23 protein-coding genes and 1 pseudogene are annotated in these 18729 nt (G+C 29.6%); 22 read left to right on the forward strand and 2 right to left on the reverse strand.

Annotation, left to right across the window (positions count from 1 at the left end; all coding sequences use genetic code 11):
* Positions 1-454 precede the first annotated feature (454 nt).
* The 3 genes from B2S02_RS13990 (at position 455) to B2S02_RS14000 (ending at position 2517) form a co-directional block, all read left to right on the forward strand.
* Positions 455-1276 carry a GNAT family N-acetyltransferase gene (locus B2S02_RS13990; RefSeq protein ID WP_346920901.1) on the forward strand — a complete coding sequence of 274 codons (822 nt, stop codon included), beginning with the start codon at positions 455-457 and terminating at the stop codon, positions 1274-1276.
* 102 nt (positions 1277-1378) lie between these two features.
* Positions 1379-1882, forward strand: a complete 504-nt coding sequence (locus tag B2S02_RS13995) for a flavodoxin family protein (RefSeq protein ID WP_346846634.1) — start codon at positions 1379-1381, stop codon at positions 1880-1882.
* The gene (locus B2S02_RS14000; protein WP_346876913.1) at positions 1879-2517 is read left to right on the forward strand and encodes a hypothetical protein; all 639 of its coding nucleotides are present in this window, start codon (positions 1879-1881) and stop codon (positions 2515-2517) included. Before B2S02_RS13995 ends, B2S02_RS14000 begins: the two co-directional genes overlap by 4 nt.
* Before the next feature lie 183 nt (positions 2518-2700).
* On the opposite strand, the gene B2S02_RS14005 is transcribed toward B2S02_RS14000, so the two are convergent.
* Positions 2701-3168 (reverse strand): VOC family protein, encoded by a 468-nt coding sequence (locus B2S02_RS14005; protein ID WP_346920902.1) that lies wholly within the window; start codon positions 3166-3168, stop codon positions 2701-2703.
* A 125-nt stretch (positions 3169-3293) separates the two neighbouring features.
* Between B2S02_RS14005 and B2S02_RS14010 the strand changes: the two genes are divergently transcribed.
* Positions 3294-3446 carry a hypothetical protein gene (locus tag B2S02_RS14010; RefSeq protein ID WP_167402807.1) on the forward strand — a complete coding sequence of 51 codons (153 nt, stop codon included), beginning with the start codon at positions 3294-3296 and terminating at the stop codon, positions 3444-3446.
* Positions 3447-3567: 121 nt separating this feature from the next.
* On the opposite strand, the gene B2S02_RS14015 is transcribed toward B2S02_RS14010, so the two are convergent.
* Positions 3568-3921: a hypothetical protein gene (locus tag B2S02_RS14015; protein WP_346920903.1), complete on the reverse strand. Its 354-nt coding sequence runs from the start codon at positions 3919-3921 to the stop codon at positions 3568-3570.
* A gap of 346 nt (positions 3922-4267) precedes the next feature.
* Between B2S02_RS14015 and B2S02_RS14020 the strand changes: the two genes are divergently transcribed.
* From B2S02_RS14020 to B2S02_RS14105, 18 genes and pseudogenes are all read left to right on the forward strand, one after another.
* Entirely contained in the window at positions 4268-4900 is a 633-nt protein-coding gene (locus tag B2S02_RS14020; RefSeq protein WP_346920904.1) for an HD domain-containing protein, read from the forward strand.
* 116 nt (positions 4901-5016) lie between these two features.
* A complete protein-coding gene (locus tag B2S02_RS14025) occupies positions 5017-5790 on the forward strand; it encodes an MBL fold metallo-hydrolase (protein ID WP_346920905.1) in 774 nt (257 codons plus the stop codon).
* Between the two features lie 326 nt (positions 5791-6116).
* On the forward strand, positions 6117-6290 hold the full coding sequence (locus B2S02_RS14030; protein ID WP_346885953.1) for a hypothetical protein: 174 nt from the start codon (positions 6117-6119) through the stop codon (positions 6288-6290).
* 20 nt (positions 6291-6310) lie between these two features.
* Positions 6311-6787: an NUDIX hydrolase gene (locus B2S02_RS14035; RefSeq protein ID WP_346920906.1), complete on the forward strand. Its 477-nt coding sequence runs from the start codon at positions 6311-6313 to the stop codon at positions 6785-6787.
* A 68-nt stretch (positions 6788-6855) separates the two neighbouring features.
* A complete protein-coding gene (locus B2S02_RS14040) occupies positions 6856-7671 on the forward strand; it encodes a class I SAM-dependent methyltransferase (RefSeq protein WP_346920907.1) in 816 nt (271 codons plus the stop codon).
* A 155-nt stretch (positions 7672-7826) separates the two neighbouring features.
* A complete protein-coding gene (locus B2S02_RS14045; protein WP_346920908.1) occupies positions 7827-9071 on the forward strand; it encodes an SEC-C metal-binding domain-containing protein in 1245 nt (414 codons plus the stop codon).
* Between the two features lie 326 nt (positions 9072-9397).
* Positions 9398-10231 carry a GNAT family N-acetyltransferase gene (locus B2S02_RS14050; RefSeq protein ID WP_346920909.1) on the forward strand — a complete coding sequence of 278 codons (834 nt, stop codon included), beginning with the start codon at positions 9398-9400 and terminating at the stop codon, positions 10229-10231.
* A gap of 101 nt (positions 10232-10332) precedes the next feature.
* The gene (locus tag B2S02_RS14055) at positions 10333-11067 is read left to right on the forward strand and encodes an MBL fold metallo-hydrolase (protein WP_346920910.1); all 735 of its coding nucleotides are present in this window, start codon (positions 10333-10335) and stop codon (positions 11065-11067) included.
* A gap of 92 nt (positions 11068-11159) precedes the next feature.
* The gene (locus B2S02_RS14060; protein WP_346920911.1) at positions 11160-11627 is read left to right on the forward strand and encodes a hypothetical protein; all 468 of its coding nucleotides are present in this window, start codon (positions 11160-11162) and stop codon (positions 11625-11627) included.
* Positions 11628-11901: 274 nt separating this feature from the next.
* The gene (locus B2S02_RS14065; protein WP_346920912.1) at positions 11902-12690 is read left to right on the forward strand and encodes a helix-turn-helix domain-containing protein; all 789 of its coding nucleotides are present in this window, start codon (positions 11902-11904) and stop codon (positions 12688-12690) included.
* Between the two features lie 119 nt (positions 12691-12809).
* Complete coding sequence (locus B2S02_RS14070; RefSeq protein WP_346920913.1) at positions 12810-13337, forward strand: GNAT family N-acetyltransferase; 528 nt, start codon at positions 12810-12812, stop codon at positions 13335-13337.
* Between the two features lie 54 nt (positions 13338-13391).
* A complete protein-coding gene (locus B2S02_RS14075; RefSeq protein WP_346920914.1) occupies positions 13392-13736 on the forward strand; it encodes a DUF1801 domain-containing protein in 345 nt (114 codons plus the stop codon).
* Between the two features lie 56 nt (positions 13737-13792).
* Positions 13793-14695 (forward strand): 4Fe-4S double cluster binding domain-containing protein, encoded by a 903-nt coding sequence (locus tag B2S02_RS14080; RefSeq protein WP_346920915.1) that lies wholly within the window; start codon positions 13793-13795, stop codon positions 14693-14695.
* Positions 14696-14838: 143 nt separating this feature from the next.
* Positions 14839-15885, forward strand: a complete 1047-nt coding sequence (locus B2S02_RS14085; protein WP_346920916.1) for an NUDIX domain-containing protein — start codon at positions 14839-14841, stop codon at positions 15883-15885.
* Positions 15866-16504: a nucleoside deaminase gene (locus B2S02_RS14090; protein WP_346920917.1), complete on the forward strand. Its 639-nt coding sequence runs from the start codon at positions 15866-15868 to the stop codon at positions 16502-16504. The genes B2S02_RS14085 and B2S02_RS14090 overlap by 20 nt, the downstream gene beginning before the upstream one ends.
* A gap of 245 nt (positions 16505-16749) precedes the next feature.
* Complete coding sequence (locus B2S02_RS14095) at positions 16750-17211, forward strand: GNAT family N-acetyltransferase (protein WP_346879163.1); 462 nt, start codon at positions 16750-16752, stop codon at positions 17209-17211.
* A 70-nt stretch (positions 17212-17281) separates the two neighbouring features.
* Positions 17282-17764: a GNAT family N-acetyltransferase gene (locus tag B2S02_RS14100; protein ID WP_346920918.1), complete on the forward strand. Its 483-nt coding sequence runs from the start codon at positions 17282-17284 to the stop codon at positions 17762-17764.
* Positions 17765-18174: 410 nt separating this feature from the next.
* Positions 18175-18729 (forward strand): annotated as a pseudogene (locus B2S02_RS14105) (hypothetical protein); the annotation flags it as partial.

The following is an 18729-nucleotide window of genomic DNA, read 5'->3' on the forward strand; positions in this document are numbered from 1 at the left end:
TTTGAAGATGTTTATAAAAGTAGTTCATCACTTTTATGAAAGAATGCATATGGATTTTATGCACAATTATATGTAATAATTAAATGAAAAATTTATGTTATTTATATATTAGAACAAATTTACATAATTGTAAATATGAAATGTGAAATTTCTTTAAAAAGTTAATAATATGGAAACAATTAACAATAGCTTAAATTCAAAATAGTGTATATGATATGCGATATACTGAAAATTTACATAGGTAAGGTGTAACTTTATTGTATGACGAATAATTGTTAGATAAAACGAGATAACTATAAATTTAAATAATACTTTATTAGTATTATATGTTATAATTTCCTTATTAAAGATAATAACTTAAAGAAAAAGTGATAAGTTCATCTAGTAGTAAGAGCATAGTTTATATAATAAAACATTTAGGTGAAAATTAAATTTAAAAAGTGGGGGAACTATGATGTATAAAATTAAAGATAGTAAAAGAAAACATATGGTAGAAGCTTATGACCAAGACAATAACTTAGTAGGGGAAGGTATAATTTCACCTTTTATGGAATCTGATTTATATGAAAGGCCTAGATTAAATATCTACATTGATATTAAAGTAAAGGATGTTATAGATAAAAGGGAGTTAAAAGATCAAATCTTTGATGAAATAATGAAGAAATCACAAGTAATAAGACAAGAAAATAAGGAGCTTGATGTAAGAATCTATCATTGTTGTTTTTCAGACAATAAAGAGAATATAGCATATTATTCTTCTAAAAAAGGCTTTAACCATGATGAAGGAATGCATATTATAAAGAAAAAAATAACTGAGGAGAGTTTCCAGATTACAGATATTGAGGGTATAGACTTTGCTACTCTTGAATTTATAAACGAAGACGAGATAAAACAGTTAGTAGAAAAGCAAAACGAAGTATTTGTTAGAGGCTATTCCATTGAGGATATAAAGGAATTAAGAAGAGAAAATCAATGGTTCAGTATAGCAGCTAAACATAGGGGCGAAATTGTAGGTAATATTATTATTATCGTAAAGGAAGATGGATTAAACAATAAATATGGTTGGGTGGATGATTTATTTGTTTCAAAAGAATGGAGAAAGCAAGGTGTTGGAAAAAATCTGATTATAAGAGCCTTTCAAGAGTTAAAGGATTTAAATATCAAGGAATCAAGACTAGAAGTCTGGAGTGCAAACAAAAGAGCATTGTCAGTTTATAATAGTGTAGGATATGAGTTTCACGAAGAAACAGAATCATCAATTGGGATGTCTCTTTAATGCTATTTTATATGAAATACTTAACTTGTAATGATGATTATTTATATGAGGATACAATAATTGAAAGTTATATTATAAACTATAAGAAAGGAACATTGTAAAATGAAGTTATTGATACATGACTTAGAAAATAAAGAGTTTAAAAAGATATTTCCTAATCAATTAGATGATACAATTATTATTTCAGATGATGGTACAATACATCATTGCATTGGTTGTTTTGGTTGTTGGATAAAAACACCTGGAGCTTGTATAATACGAGATAAATATGGTGATATGGGAGAGTATTTGTCAAAGTGTCAAGAGGTCATTCTTATTAGTAAATGTTGTTATGGTGGATTTAGTCCCTTCGTAAAAAATGTATTAGACCGAAGCATTTCTTATATCCATCCCTATTTTGCAATAAGAAATGGAGAAATGCATCATCGAAGAAGATATAAAAATCATATAGATATGAGAGTTTGGTTTTATGGTGAGAATATAACTGAAAAAGAAAAACAAACTAGTGAAAAATTGGTGAAAGCAAATTCTATTAATTTGGATTGTCATGTTAGTAGTATTTCATTTGTTAATAGCATTGAGAAAATGGAGGATGAGATACTATGAAAATAGCTATTATTAATGGAAGCCCTAAAATTAAAGATAGTGCCTCTGATTGCATCTTACAAGAGTTGAAAGTTTTTTTAAGTAAGCAAGATAATACGATTATAGAATATCACTTTAGAAAGCCACAATTGAGTATAAAGGAAATGGAGAATCTAGTAGAATGTGATGATTTAGTATTTGCGTTTCCTCTATATGTAGATGGAATTCCATCTCATTTGCTAAGTTGTCTTACAAAATTAGAAAATTATTTTCAAGCTGTAAATGAAAAAGAGATTAAAGTTTATTCTTTGGTGAATTGTGGATTTTATGAAGGTCATCAGAATAAATTAGCCATTGAAATTATGGAAAATTGGTGTATAAAAGCAGGACTTCAGTGGGGACAAGGGCTTGGAATTGGTGCAGGCGGCATGCTCCCATCCTTAAAAAATGTACCTATTGGTAATGGACCTAAGAAAGACTTAAAAAAAGCTATAAACCAAATTGCAAACAATATTTTAAAATCTACCTCAGAAGAAAATATATTTATAACAGCAAATTTTCCAAGGGTTGCCTATAAGTTTGCTGCAGAAATGGGATGGAGACAATCTATTAAAGGAAATGGATTAAAGAGGAAGGACTTATTTTTAAGAAAATAATAGTTTTTTTACTTATTTAGAACAGAAATAATGAAATTCTAAATGATATGAAAGAAAATATTAATATTGAATTATTTAAATTTGGAAATAAGAATACCGCTTATTCATTATGAATAATACGGTATTTTTATTTATTGAAGAACCTTTGAAAAAAGCTTAAAATCAACTTAATATAGTCATAATCTACTTTAGGCAAAAGTTCACATAATCAACTGGCACATCCATTCTAATAGCAATTTCCTTAATTGATAAACCATTATTCAAGAATCTTCTGACAACCATGATCATATTTTCACCAACTTCAATAATATGATTGTCAGGGTCGTAAAATCGAACAACACGCTGCCCCCAAGAATGTTCTACTATGGAATGTACATAATTAATATCTGTCATGTTATTAAGCCTTTGAATAAAGCAATCAAAATCATCTTCTTCAAAGTATAATTCTGTGTCATTTCCTCCAAATACAATTTCATTATCTTTTTTGTGAATAAAAGTACACCACGAATCTTTTGTTTGTAATGCAATACCTCCTGTTAAAGTCACATTTGCACCAAAATCCTCAACAACTTTTAAACCAAGCACTTCATAATAAAACAACTTTGATTTTTCTATATCAGAAACCACTATTAATGGACTCGAAAATTTCATTATATTCCTCCTCATATAAGTGACAATTATTATTTACTTTAATTATTATAGTAACTTTTTAACCTATTTTTCATATTGTGTAATTGGCAAGAAAAATTTTTCTTTAATGAAAGGGGGGGATTATCATGTTTAAGGAAAAAACGTATAATAAGAATAATTGTAAAAATTCTAGTTATAAATATAAATGTCAGTGTTATACACATGAATATATAGGTATTGCAAGAATTGTTAAATCACAGCCATACCCAAAACAACCATCATTTTCTTGGAGCTTCTAGCTAAACTAACCAAGTGTAAATATAAATGTGTATAAATTTATATTGAGCTGTCATCCATGACAGCTCTTATTGTTTAATGGCTAAGTGCTAGTTGTTTTCAATAGCTCAATTTTCTAAAAAATTAGATAGTTGTTCCTAATTTCTTCATTGTATAACCTATGATAAATAAATCAATGACTAATCCTAAAATTATAATAACTGTTTTTGAAATTAGTGATAAATGAAAGCTAAGGGATATTTTAATAAATATCAGTGATGTTAATAAGCATATAATTATAAATACACCAATCAAAATAGCAAATTTTTTAATGCCATTTTTTTTTGCATATCCAATAATATCATCAATACTACACAATAGAATGGTTATCATTAATATGGCACTATCCCATTGCTGAATTCCAATAAGTTTAGCTAAAATCCATAAAAATATACCAAATAGGATGATAACATGCTTGCATTTTTTCCATAATTTCATTCTAATTCACTCCTATTCATTAAGAAGGCATAATAATGTGTATATTGATTCAGTTAAATCAATATGCACATTATAACATATTTTCCAATACAGTTCTATTCAGTTTCAAAGATCGAGTTATTGTAACTCATGTAGCAACATTTACATACTATTACCTAAAGATATAACCAAATGGCATATATGATTAGAGTAAATACATAGTTAAAATTAAGAAGGTCGCATTTCAAAATATTGGGTTGGATGTAATAATTTTATTTTAAATTTGCTTTTATTGTCGTATAATCAATTTATAGGTTTATAAGTGGCTGTATTTTTGATGAAAAAGTTTTTACAAGGAGAGATAAGTATGGAATATTGTTATAAAAAAGGTGTACCTACATTAGAAGAAGCAAATATGATTTTAGAAGAGGCTGAAAAACTCAATCCAGGCAAATGGGTGGAGCATTCAATTAATGTAGCTGAAGGAGCAAAACTAATAGCAGAGCAGACAGATGATTTAGATCCTGAATTAGCATATATTTTAGGGCTATTGCATGATATAGGAAGAAGAGAAGGAATGTACGGTATGAGGCATGGTGTAGATGGATATAATTATGCAGTTAAGAAAGGATATGATTTAGTAGCTAGAACTTGTATAAGCCATACTGGATTTAAATATAATAATGAGGTTGTTATTGTAGGTAGATGGGATGGTACAATTGAAGAATATAATTTTGCCAAGGAGTTTTTATCACGTACAGAGGAGACTGATTATGATAAATTAATAAAATTATGTGATTATTTAGCACTACCAAGTGGATTCGTTTTAATTGAGAAAAGGCTTGTAGAGATGGCATTAAGAGGAGGAGTTAACGAATATACAATTCCAAGGTGGAAGTCAACTTTTGAAATTAAAAAATATTTTGAGGAAAAAATCAGAAGATCAATTTACAGTTTGTTACCTAATATAAAAGAAAATACATTTGATTCAATCCTATAGAGTATTCTAACTTTGCTAAAAAAGCTTGGATTGAATTTTTAAATAGGATAAAGAGTTGCGATTTTATGATGATAATATTGAGCTTAGTTTAATATACTAATGGGAGGTATAACTTAATGGCTATTAAAACAGATTGGTTTACAGTTGATTTACTAGATGATACTACGTATTGTATAAGTGAATATAAGCATTGGGAAGAAACACATTATTATTTATTAATTGGAAATGATAAATGTGTTTTAATTGATACAGGACTTGGTATTGCAAATATAAAAAATATAATTGATCAAATAACAGATTTACCCATAGAGGTGATTTCGACTCATATTCATTGGGATCACATAGGTGGCCATAAATATTTCTCAAAATATGGGGTGCATGAAAATGAAGAAGATTGGATATCGAAAAAATTTCCAATTCCTCTTCAAGTAGTAAATAATAATTTAATGAAATATCCTTGTGATTTCCCATGTGATTTTAATATAGACAATTATGAAATATTTCAAGGAAATCCAAGTTTTCTTTTAAGGGATGGTGAAAAGATTCATATTGGAGAAAGAAAATTAACAGTAATTTATACACCTGGACATTCTCCTGGACATATGTGTTTTTACGAGGAGAAAAGAGGATATTTATTTTCAGGTGACTTGATTTACAAAGGAACTTTAGACGCCTCTTATCCTACAACAAATCCTACTGATTTCATGCAATCAGTTCAAAAAATTAGTACTCTAGATATTAAAAAAATTTTTCCAGGGCACCACAGTTTAGATATTAGTATTAATTTAGTTGATGAAATTAATCAAGGATTCTCTAAAATTAAGAAAGAAGGTTGTCTGCATCAAGACGCTGGAGTCTTTGAATTTGAGAATTTTGCAATTCATATTTGAGCAGACTTATTGTATACAACTATAAATATAAGAAGCATAATCTACTCTATATACACTTATGTTATAAAATAATTTCTGCAATATAATATATAAAACTAAAGAATGTATTTGGATTTTCATTAAAATGGGAAAACATGTATATAGAAAACTATTAAAATATATAACTATTTAAATAGTTGCTTTATTCATGCGGGTTTTGGGAGGTTTTCATGTTTTAGTAGGAAGATTTAACGAAGTAAGAATTTTTTATTTTATGTTTACTTTTATTGGTCTACAATTAATTTATGGGTTATAATGTATTATATAGTATATAAAGGAGGATAAACGTGCTATATATAGTCTATGGTTTTATAGGATTATTAGTATACTATTTTGTTACAGTGATATCTGGTGGAGATTCTGGAATAGGGATATTAGCTGCAATAATAATAGTATGCACAATAATTATTATAGAAAAACTTAATGATATAAAAACGAAACTAGATGAGAAAGATAAATAAATTTTAATTGGAGGCTTAAAATGGATTGTGGATTTGAAAAAGAAGATGGATGGTTTAGATATAGAGCAGCAGCGATTATAATAGAAAATGGACAAGTACTTTTTGCTAAAAATGAAGTAGATGATTATTATTACTCCGTTGGGGGAGGTGTACATCTTGGAGAAAAGGCAGAAGATGCAGTAAGAAGAGAGGTTTTTGAAGAAACAGGTATAGAATATGAGGTTGAAAGATTAGCCTTTATTCATGAGAACTTTTTTAATGGTACTGGATCATTAGAAGGGTTAAAATGTCATGAAATAACCTTTTACTTTTTAATGAAGCCAAGAGGAAGTCAAGAACTCAATAGCAATAGTTATTCCCTAGGTGGTCGTGAATATATGCATTGGCTACCTATTGAAAAATTGAGGGATTATTTAGCTTTTCCTAGCTTCTTTGCAGAGAAACTAACATGTATTAGTGATACTGTTGAACATATTGTCACATATGAAAGCATTTAATTTAATATTATTTAGGATATATGGAGTTATTAGTACATATATAGTGAATATTAAGGAGGTTAAATGTAATGAATAAAATAGAACCCTATAAAGGTATTGCTGATATATACGAAGAGATAAGACCTTCTTACCCAGAAAAATTAATTCAAGATGTAATCTCAAAGACTGATTTAAAATTCAATGATAGGCTACTTGAAATTGGATCAGGAACTGGAAAAGCAACTATACAATTTGCAGATAAAGGCTTTAGAGTTCATGGAATAGAATTAGGGGAAGATATGGCAGAAATACTAAGAGATAAGTGCAGAGACTACCCAAATGTTTCAGTTGATGTAGTATCTTTTGAGGAATGGAATTGTCCTAATAATGAAAAATATGACATGATTTTTTGTGCTCAGGCATTTCATTGGCTAGATAAAAATATTAAATATAAAAAATGTCATGAACTTTTAAAGGAGAATGGCTATCTTGTTTTATTTTGGTATAATCCATGTGATGATGAATTTCCTAGAACAAAAGAAATTGAAAGAAAGGTTGAAAGTATTGTTAAAAAGTACATTTCTAATTACTTTACTGACAATAGAAAACTTGAAAGACGTGTACATGATGGAATATCAACCAATGATGAAAGAAAGGCAGAAATAGAAGCATCTGAGTTGTTTGATTTAGTTGAAAAAATAGAATATACACAAGAAGTAAGAAATAATTCAAGGCAGTATTTAAAGGCTACAAAATCAATGCCAGCATTTGCTTCTATTATTGATGGATTAGATGAGGAAATCATTAAAAAGATGGATAGTGAAATTGAAGAGGTTATAAATAATAATGAAGGATATGTAAGTGGGTTCTTTAAGTTTTCTTTGTATATAACTAGGAAAAGATGACTTAATATTATAACATAAGACAATGATATTAAAAGTATCATTGTCTTATGTTATAATTTATTAAATAAGGAATTAACTATTTTACTTCAATAGAAATTAATAAATAATTATAGTACAATAGTTTTTGAAACATAAAGATAAATCAGGAGGGAACAATGAAAGAAAAATCTTATTTCTGTGAAAAACAAGTTACGGATGAAACTACTAATGAAACAAACATCCTAGAACAAGAAGCTAATGACTTAAAGAATGAAAAATATTTAGAAGATGTAGATACTGAAATTGCAGGGTTAGTAGATGAAATTATCCTTAAAAGAATTCAAAGGACAGCTAAGAGTGCATTGAAAAGAGAGTGTTCTAAAGATTTAAAGGAACTTCTAAAAGTGGAAACCAAGGATACTTTAAAAGAGATAATGAATGAATTAAACATTGAATATAAGTCAGCTGATAAAAAAGATGATTTGATTGATAAAATTGCCATTAATTATGAAGATGCAATCTTAAAAGTATTGAAATATGTAGATAGTGATTGTTATATTTCTTTACAAAAAATACTAAAAAATAATGGAATTATTCCTATAAGTGGACATATGGATGAGTCCGAAAACTCTATATTTATGCAAGAAATGGGAATGTTATATATTGCTGAAAGTGATGATAAATTATATCTTTGTGCACCAGAGCAGTTTCTTAAAGTTATACCGCAAATAGACAAGAAGTCTATAGAGAAGAATGATGAAATAATAAAGTTATTTAGAGGTATGCTTTACTATTATGGTGGGATCGCTGCAAAAGAATTTATGGAAAGATTACCTGAGGATGCAAAGATAGATTTACCCTTAGAAGAAGTAGAGAAAATTTTAGCTATGGGAGAAAAAACTTGTGCTGAGTATATCTATGAAGATAGTTTTGGGTTAAATGGTTTTTTATGTGATATACAGGAGTTGGAAGCTCTAAAATTACAAGGATTAACAGATGACTACAAACAACTTACAAAAACAGAGTTGCTTAAGGCTAGTAGAAGAGATTACATAGGTGATAAAAATAACTATAAAAAATTTATAAAAGTTATTAAGGATAACTATGATATACCAGGAGATGGTATAGAACAATTACTGGAGTTTACATATGAAACATATCAATTAGAAGGTAAAGAAGAACTAATTAAGAAGGCTCTTGATCATCTATCTGTACCAGAATTTTTGGAAAGTGAAATAATTAATGCAATAGATGATGTTTGTAGGAAAATCCCAGCTTGGAAATATAATGGGTATACAGAAGCAGAGAAAAATAATTCTAATAGAGTTAACATAGAAAAGGTAAGAGTTGGAAGAAACGATCCTTGCCCATGTGGTAGTGGTAAAAAGTATAAAAAATGCTGTGAATCTAAGGGATTATAACTTGGTTAGGAAAGTCTTAGTTTTATAAAGTTTAATTTAATAGTAAACATAAGTAAATAAACTTCAGAGGAGATAATGCTCTTCTGAAGTTTATTTTTGTTTAAATTTGTTTGATTTGCGCATAAGATAAATAGATATCCATGTAAAATAAAGTATAACTTTATAAAAAGAGGAATATTAAAGTTTTTAGCGTATATATAAAAGATGGTAAAAAGATGCTATTAAAATAAAGGAATTATTGGGATTTAAATGAAGAATAGCAGAATAGAAATGGATATATAGTAGCAATATCTTTATGATAAATGTTTTAGGGGAGGTATTTAGTTATGAACTTATGTATTAAAGAGTATAAGTATGAATATAAAGATGAAGTAAATGAGCTTATTTCAGATGATGATTTTGTAAGAAACGATGTAATTAGCTGCTTAAATAGATGGCCTCAGTATGGGAGCATTGTTGTAGTTGAATCTGAAGTAGTTGGTGTAGGTGTATTTACTGGAGTAAGTAAAAAGACTAGTATGACTTTTTATGTGAAACCAGCAAAAAGAAAAAAAGGTATTGGAACTGCCTTGTTAAAGCACTTAGAGGATACAATGAGAAATGTTGGAATCGAGGAAATAGTTTGTGATTTTAGAGTTAATGATGTTGAAAAAACATTTTTGTATAAGAATGGATATAACTATTGGTTTAAATCTAATTTTATGACTTATAATGGCAGCAAATTGGCGGTAGATAACGATGAAATTATAAATTATGAAGATAAGTATTATCATGAATGTCAAAAAGTTTTCAGTGAAGCATTTCATAAAATGCGTTTATCTGTGGGTCTAGATTCTACATTGAGCCTTCCAAGTGATGAAGAGAGAAATCAGTATAAAGAAAATGAAGGAAATATATTTCTGCTTCGTAAAAATGATGAAATAGTAGCAGCTGTTAGACTTGAAGCTAATGAAATAGATTCACTTGCAGTAGGAGTAGAGAATCAGCATAAAGGGTATGGAAAAACATTGTTAAGCTATGCTGTTAATAGATTGTTAGATAAAGGATATACAACAGTAGCACTTTGGGTAGTTGAAGGAAATTCAGCAAGGTTTTTATATGAAAAGGTAGGTTTTATAAAAGAACGTGCACATGAATTTGCTGTTAAAGGTATAAAGTAGAAAAGAGCGTAATTTATAATTAATCTATTAAATTTTATTTGAAATTACTATTATAAAAAGTTGGTTAAAATAATTATATTAAAATAGTATGGAGGAAAAATATGAAACTATCTAATAAATGTTATTGTTTAACAGGTTTATCTCATGCTGATTGTTTTTCTGTTAATGCAGGGTTTATTATAGGAGAAAAGGAGACTGTTATTATTGATTCTGGATTTAATAAAGAGTCAGCTCAAACTATTTTAGGATACGCTAACGCGGTTGCTCCAGAGAATAAAGTATCTTATCTTATTAACTTAGAAGGTCATTATGATCATATATTTGGTAGTTCTTTTTTCAAATCTAAAGGAGTAAAAATATCAGCCCGTGAGGGAGTAAGTCTAAAACAAGAGGAGATAGATAGTTATATAGAGGAATGCAATAATGAAATTACAATTGAAAGAAGAAGAAAAAATAAAGAAGCTTATTTATATTTTGAAGGGGTTAAGTCTTTTGAAACAGATATAAAAATTAAGGGAGATACAGAATTAGAAATTGAAGGTGTTAATCTTAAAATATATATAGCCAATGGGCATACAGATAAGAATATAATGGTCTATGAACCAATGGAAAAGGTTATATATGTTGCCGATACTATATATTCTGATTTTTTACCTACATTAGCTTTTGGAAATAAAGAATTATGGATTGATTGGCTAAAAACATTAGAATTAATTGAAGATTTAAAACCTGAAATTCTTGTTCCTGGACATGGACGAATACTATATGGAGAAGAAATATATGAGGAAATATCAAGGCATAGAGAAATAATACTTAATAGAATAAATAATCAGTAGAATATAAAGTTTTAGATAGATTTAAAAATGGATAAAGAAAAAACAATATAAGTAAAAATTTGTTAAAAAATAATGTTTGGAGAAGATATATTATGGATAGTTGGAAAAGTGATAGAATTGGTTCTGCAGAAAGAGGTGAAAATCCTACAGTAATGGTAAGAATGAAAAGTGGCTTTGCTGTTATAGGAGATAATCAATTTCTGCCTGGATATTGTGTTCTTCTTGGATATCCGAGAGCGAGTTCATTAAATGAATTATCTCTAGAAGAAAGAACTCAATATTTAACTGATATGACATTAATAGGAGACGCCATTATAAAAGCATGTAATCCATTAAGAATTAATTACTCTATTTTGATGAATTTAGATCACTATTTACATGCGCATATTGAAGCTCGTTATGATTGGGAACCTGAAGAGAATAAGTGCAGACCATCTTATTTTTATCCAAAGGAACAAAGATATGGTAGTCAGTATGAATATTCAGATGAAAAATATGGTGATTTAAAAACAAATATAACAGAGAATTTATTGGAATTAATGAAGATGGCTGGTTACTAAATACTTATAATAATTAATTTTAAAATAGAAAAAAATTTATTAATATATGGATATATATGAGTAATATTTAAGGTATGTAAAAATCTATTTAACTGTACGCAAGGGAATTGTACTATCTAACCATTAAATGGCATTTATATCTAAATATCAATATACTATGCGCGTGCTCCACTTAACTAAAAGGAGAGCACAATATCCGAACAAAATTATGCATAAAATGTCAAGAATGATAAATTGTATTTTAGTATGATAAGAATTGTAGGGAGGTGAGAATGTGGACTGGATAGTGAGTATTCAAAACACAATTGACTATATTGAAGATAACATTGAGTCAGAACTAAATGCTGGTATATTAGCTGCAAAGATATACACATCAAGTTTTAATTTTCAACGTATATTTGCAATATTGTGTGATTGCACCCTAGGAGAGTATATCAGAAACCGTAGACTGACATTAGCTGGGTATGAACTTTTGAGGGAAGAAAGCAGTATTTTAGATATTGCCATAAAGTATGGTTATCAAACTAATGAGAGTTTTACAAGAGCATTCTCCAGATTTCATGGGATAACTCCATCCATAGCAAGAAAGAAGAGGAGTAATTTAAAAACATTCTCCCGTATATCTGTAAAATCAAATTTATCAGGAGGAAAAGTAATTATGAGTGATTTTAGTGAAAGAGGCTATGTTGTAAAAGAAACAGGAGCGGTATATTACACCCAAGATATAGATAAAACGTTAAAATGGTTTAAAGAAGTACTTGGATGGTATGGACAAATTGATGCAAGAGATGAAGATGGCATTGGTACTTATGGTTGTGTAAGCAACATACCTATAGAAATAGAAGTGTTGCATATTGCGCCCTTCACAGGAATTCATATGTTTAAGGGAGATGCACTTTCAATAATGGTTGGATTCATGCTTGTGCAAGGTATAGAACAATTATATGAATTTGTCAAGAAGAATGGATGGAATCAAATAACAGAGATTGTAACGGAGCCATGGGGAGGAAAAACCTGTGAGGTTACCACCATTGATGGTAGTATACTTAAATTTTTTGAGTAACGGGGATTAATTTTTGTGAAATGAATATAATGCAAGGTTGTGTTAATTCGCAATCTTTCCATTTTGATAATTAAAAAGAAATTTAATAGAGAAGTTATGTTGATTGGAGGACTACATATATGGATATAGTTTTTGAACTAGGACAAGCTGATGATTTTGATGAGTTAGAACAGCTTTATAACGATTTAAATGACCATTTAGCAGAAGGAGTAAACTATCCAGGATGGATAAAAGGGATATATCCTGTGAGGCAAAATGCAATTGATGGAGTTAAACATGGAAATCTCTATGTAGCAAAATATAATAATAAAATAGTTGGTTCTATTATTTTAAGCCATGAGCCTGAATCTGCATATTATAATGCAGAATGGGGATTTAAGTCTGATTATTCAGATGTTTTTGTAGTATATACATTTGTAGTACATCCAAAGTTTTTGAAATGTGGTGTAGGTAAAGCGTTAATGGATTTTGCTATTGAGCATAGTATTAAGTCACAGGTTAAATCAATTAGATTGGATGTCTATGAAGGTAATATACCTGCAATTAAACTATATGAGAAATGTGGTTTTAAATATATTGATACTGTTGACTTAGGGCTTGGAAACTATGGGTTGAATTGGTTTAGATTATATGAAAAATTACTTTGACAGTGTGAGTATACTCTATAGTTAAATTATTAAGTATAAAAGTGGGAGGAAATTATGGGGATTAAATGTAAAGAAGTTTCAGATTATTTTGCTAGTTATGGAGTGGAAAAAGAAAAACGATTGGAGTCTATTAGAAATATAATTCATGATATAGTTCCTGATATAAAAGAAAAAATGTGGACTAAAGTTCCATGTTTCTATATAGATAGAACAACTATTGTTATTCGTGTATTCAATGATCATATAAATATTTTTGTAGATAAAGTATTTCAATATAAAGATGAGTTATTAGAATATAAAATTACACCAAAAGGCGCACTACAAGTATTTGATAATCAGGTAATACCATTTGAAACTATATCAAAGATATTTAGGGCTTGTTTCGCAAGTGTGTATTAGAAAACTGCTTGTTGTCATTTTGTTGTTACAATGATATTAGAAAAGAGGGGATTTCTTTGAAAAAGAAAATGGAAAATATCGCTATTGAACATGGTGGTAGATTAAAGGTTATTCCAATAGAGCATTTAAAAGAATTAAAGCATATTATTAATGACTTTAAGGGGCAAGTAGAGCTTAATAATTTTCAAAGGTGGATTGTAAACGAAATGTACCAATATGATGTGACTGAAGAAGATTTCAAGGTGAATTCTATTATTCTTATCGCAGTCCACCATCCCTTCTATGCTAAAGTTAACTTTATAAAAGATGGGGAAAAGAAAACTTTTTTAAGTCTAGTAACTGCCAATTTCAATAAGGTGGAAAAATATTTGAAAGATTTTTTAAGAGAAGATGATTTTTCTCTTAAGATAGCAAATAATCTTCCATTAAAAAGGTTAGGGGTTCATAGTGGTCTAGCAAAGTATGGGCGTAATAATATTACTTATGTTGATGATTTGGGAAGCAACTTTTCATATGTAGCATATTTTTCAAATATGAAATGTGAGGAAGATACCTGGGGAGAAGTAAGAAATGCTGATGTTTGCACCAAATGTAATCTTTGTTTAGTTAATTGTCCAACTAATGCCATTCTCGAAGATAGATTTTTAATAAATAATCAAAGATGTTTATCTTGCATCAATGAATCTTCAGGTGAATTTCCTGATTGGATTCCTATAACTGCCCATCACACCTTATATGATTGTTTGGCTTGTCAGCATATTTGTCCAATGAATTCGGAGCAAAAAGAGAAAATTATTGAGGATATATTTTTTACAGAAGAAGAGACCAATATGTTATTAGAAGGGAAATCCATTGATTCTTTTCCAGCGGGCTTTAAATCGAAAGTGTATAAGCTAGGAATTGATCAATGGTATGAAGCAATTCCAAGAAATTTGAAAGTTTTATTTGATAATATGTAATACTGGTAATATTGAAACTGTGGAGTAAAATTATATAAAAAGAGAAATATAAGTTTTTTAGCAAATATATAATTGCATGGTTTAAATTATAACAAGATAATAAAAGTATATCTGAAATATAAATTAAGAACTGGAGGATTAAAATGGATGCTAAGAAGACGTTAGTTATTGCAATAGCAGCAGTATCAGGTGGTGGAAAGACTACTGTTACAACAGTATTAAATAAAAAATTACATAATTCTAAAGCATTATACTTTGATGATTATGAATTTAATGGTCCTGAAGATATATGTGAGTGGGTTGAGAGAGGTTCAGATTATAATGAATGGAACTTGACACCTTTAATTAATGATTTAAATTCCTTACTTTCTAATTCTATAGAATCATTAGACTACATAATACTTGATTATCCATTTGCTTACAAACACAATGAAATGAGTAAATATATAGATTTGACAGTATTTATTGATACATCTCTGGATATTGCCATGGCTAGGCGTATACTGAGAGATTTTAAAGAATTTTCTTTTGAGAGTATAAGGGAATATTTAGATGTTTATTTATCACGTGGAAGATTAGGTTATTTAGAAGCATTGAATTCAATTAAACCAAACTCTGATTTTGTAATAGATGGGTCCTTACCAGTAGAGGCTATAGTAAGTCAGATTCTTGAAATAATCAATAGGAGGAGCAAATTTGAGAATATGAATTACGTAGAATACATACGTGATAGAGTTGGACATGATGCAATAAACTTAACAGGGGTAAATATTTTAATAATCAACAAAAACAATCAAATTTTGCTTCAAAGAAGGGGAACATTTCCATATAAGTGGGGACTAGTTGGAGGAATTACAGAATTAGGAGAATCCCTTGAAGAAACTGCCATTAGAGAAGCAAAGGAAGAAACCGGATTAGATATTAAGGGGCTAAGGCTACTAGGGACTACATCAGGAGAAAAATGCTATATGGACTTACCTAATGGCGATAAAGCATACTTTATAACTGTTGGATATTTTACTAAAAGTTTTAGTGGAGTGTTAAATATAGATGATTTTGAAACTAAGGAATTGAAATTTTTTAGTTATGAACAATTACCTGACAATATACCAAATAGTCATAGGGTAATGATAGATAAATATTATAATAATTTTGAAGGGGGAGATTTAAATGTGGATGGATTTAGATAATATTTGGCAAGAGGCTTTTTCATTGGCTTGGGAATCTTTTAAAAGAAATACTATTCCTATAGGAGCTGTTATAGTTAATGAAGAGGGTAATATCATATCAAGAGGAAGAAATAGAATCTTTGATTATTCTAGTAACAATCCATTGGTAGGAAGTAATATGGCTCATGCTGAAATGACTGCTATGATAAATTTAAAAGAAAAGGAACATCCCAATATAAAGAAATATACCTTATATACAACTATGGAACCTTGTCCTATGTGTTTTGGGACCATGGTGATGATGGGAATAAGAAATTTGAGGTATGCAGCAAGGGATGGTTTTGCTGGTGCAACGGAATTAAATTATAATATGGATTATATAAAAAGCAAAAAAATATTTATATATAAAGAAGATGATGAATTAGAGTTATTTCATATTTGTCTACAATCTGCTTATGAGTATTCAAGAAATCATAAGAGATTAGAAGAAGTATTGAACTCATGGAGAACCTATTGTAGAGAAGGTGTTTTGCTGGGAAAACAACTGTATGATGAAGGTTATTTTTTAGAAGCTATAAAGCAAAGGAAGGAAATTGGACAAATATATGATGAAGTAATACTTAGATTTAACAATATTTAATATTATTGGAGGAGCACCTTAATGAATCAAGATATATTGTTTAAAACTAATGACTTTGTTTTTAGTTATCGAGTTGCAGAAGTATTAACATTAAATAATTCAAAGGAAATAAAGCATTTTATTTATCGTTAAGAAGTATAGATTACGATTATAGTCTATAGTTAAATTTTATTAGAAATTTCTATGGTAGGATAGTAGTTTATTACTAAGAAGCTGTTCATGGGAAGAAAGAGTGGAGGTATAAAATGGCTGAAGTTATTGTACATGAAATGCAATATTATGGTGAAAAAGTGAATTCGGACATAGATGTAGTTAATTATAGTGATGAATATTACAATGATTACCGAAGCATTTGTTGTGATTGTTTTCGTAGTTTGAGTATAGCTACAAATCTAGATCCAGATTCATTTTATACTAGAGAGGAAATGATAAAAAAGAATTCTTCTGTTTTTATTTTGTTTATAAAAAAAGAAATGATAGGTTCTGTTGAAATAAATGAAAATGTTATAGACCATTTGTTTGTGAACGAAAAGTATCAAAATCAAGGATATGGAAAGAAATTATTATTTTTTGCTATTAATTATTTACAAAAATCTGGAGTCAAGCAAATTATTTTATATGTTGCAGATTTGAATAGTAAAGCTACTGAATTGTATTTGAATAATGGATTTAAGTGCATAAATACAATAAAAGATGATTGGGGATAATGAGCTCAAACTACAGATAAATTAAATCAATTTCTAATTTAGCAGACAAGGATAAAGAGGGGAGATTTTTATGAGTTCGCAAGTAAGAGAAGCAATTAGAAGCGATTATATTGAAATCAATAATCTTGTTAAAGAAGTACATAATTTACATGTTGAAAATAGACCGGATGTCTATGTGAATACTGATACTCCTTTGATAAAAGAAGATTTTTATGAGTTATTAAGCACCAGTGACACAAAGGTATTTGTAGTAGAAGATCTTAAGAATAAGGAGTTGGTAGCATATAGCATAGTGAAAATTATGTACCATAGAAGTATTCAGATACTTAGACCAATGACATTTGCTTATATAGATGATTTTTGTGTTAAAGCTAGTAAGCAAAAGAATGGTGTTGGAAGATTGCTTTTTGATTATGTTGTAAATTATGCAAAATCAGGAGGAGCTTTATCTTTACAGTTGATTGTATGGGAGTTTAATAAAGATGCTATTAAATTCTATGAATCATTGGGAATGTCAGTAAGAAATAGAAGAATGGAATTAAACTTGAGTTAATATAAATGTAAAAAATATAATTTAAAGATAGGTACTGAGGGAAATAAATCCCCTAGTACCTTATTGTTTTTTATGAACATTTATTATTAGAGGTGAGTATAATAATAATGAATCTAATAGAAATAAAATTTCATATAGATAATAGGGGGAAATCATTTATGTCAGAATATTATAATGGTGAAAACATCAATCAAATAAATTATACAAACCAAGGTTTAAATGTAGACAATAGTGATTATAGTAATGATTCAAGCTATTGCCCAGAGTATCAATATAATTGCTCACAATGTCCTTATTACAACCAATGTCAACAACAGTGTTGCTGCTGTATTGGTCCAACAGGACCACAAGGTCCAAGAGGATGCATTGGACCGCAAGGCCCAACAGGACCACAAGGTCCAAGAGGATGCATGGGATCGCAAGGGCCAACAGGACCACAAGGTCCAAGAGGATGCATTGGACCGCAAGGCCCAACAGGACCACAAGGTCCAAGAGGATGCATGGGACCACAAGGTCCAACAGGCCCACAAGGCCCAAGAGGTTACATGGGATTACAAGGCCCAACAGGACCACAAGGAGCAACAGGTGCGACAGGTGCACAAGGACCAACAGGTCCAATAGGAGCAACAGGTTCAACTGGAGCTCAAGGACCAACAGGCCCACAAGGTCCAAGAGGTTACATGGGATTACAAGGACCAACAGGCCCACAAGGAGCAACAGGAGCAACGGGAGCAACAGGAGCAACAGGAGCTCAAGGACCAACAGGCCCACAAGGAGCAACAGGAGCAACAGGAGCGACAGGAACAACAGGAGCAACAGGAGCAGCTGGAGCAACAGGAGCAACAGGAGCTCAAGGCCCAACGGGGCCACAAGGTCCAATAGGCCCAACAGGCCCACAAGGAGCAATGGGAGCAACGGGTGCGACAGGAGCTCAAGGCCCAACAGGCCCACAAGGAGCAACAGGA

This window comes from Clostridium sp. UBA7339, assembly GCF_002470865.1.
GTDB lineage: Bacteria > Bacillota > Clostridia > Clostridiales > Clostridiaceae > Clostridium_J > Clostridium_J sulfidigenes.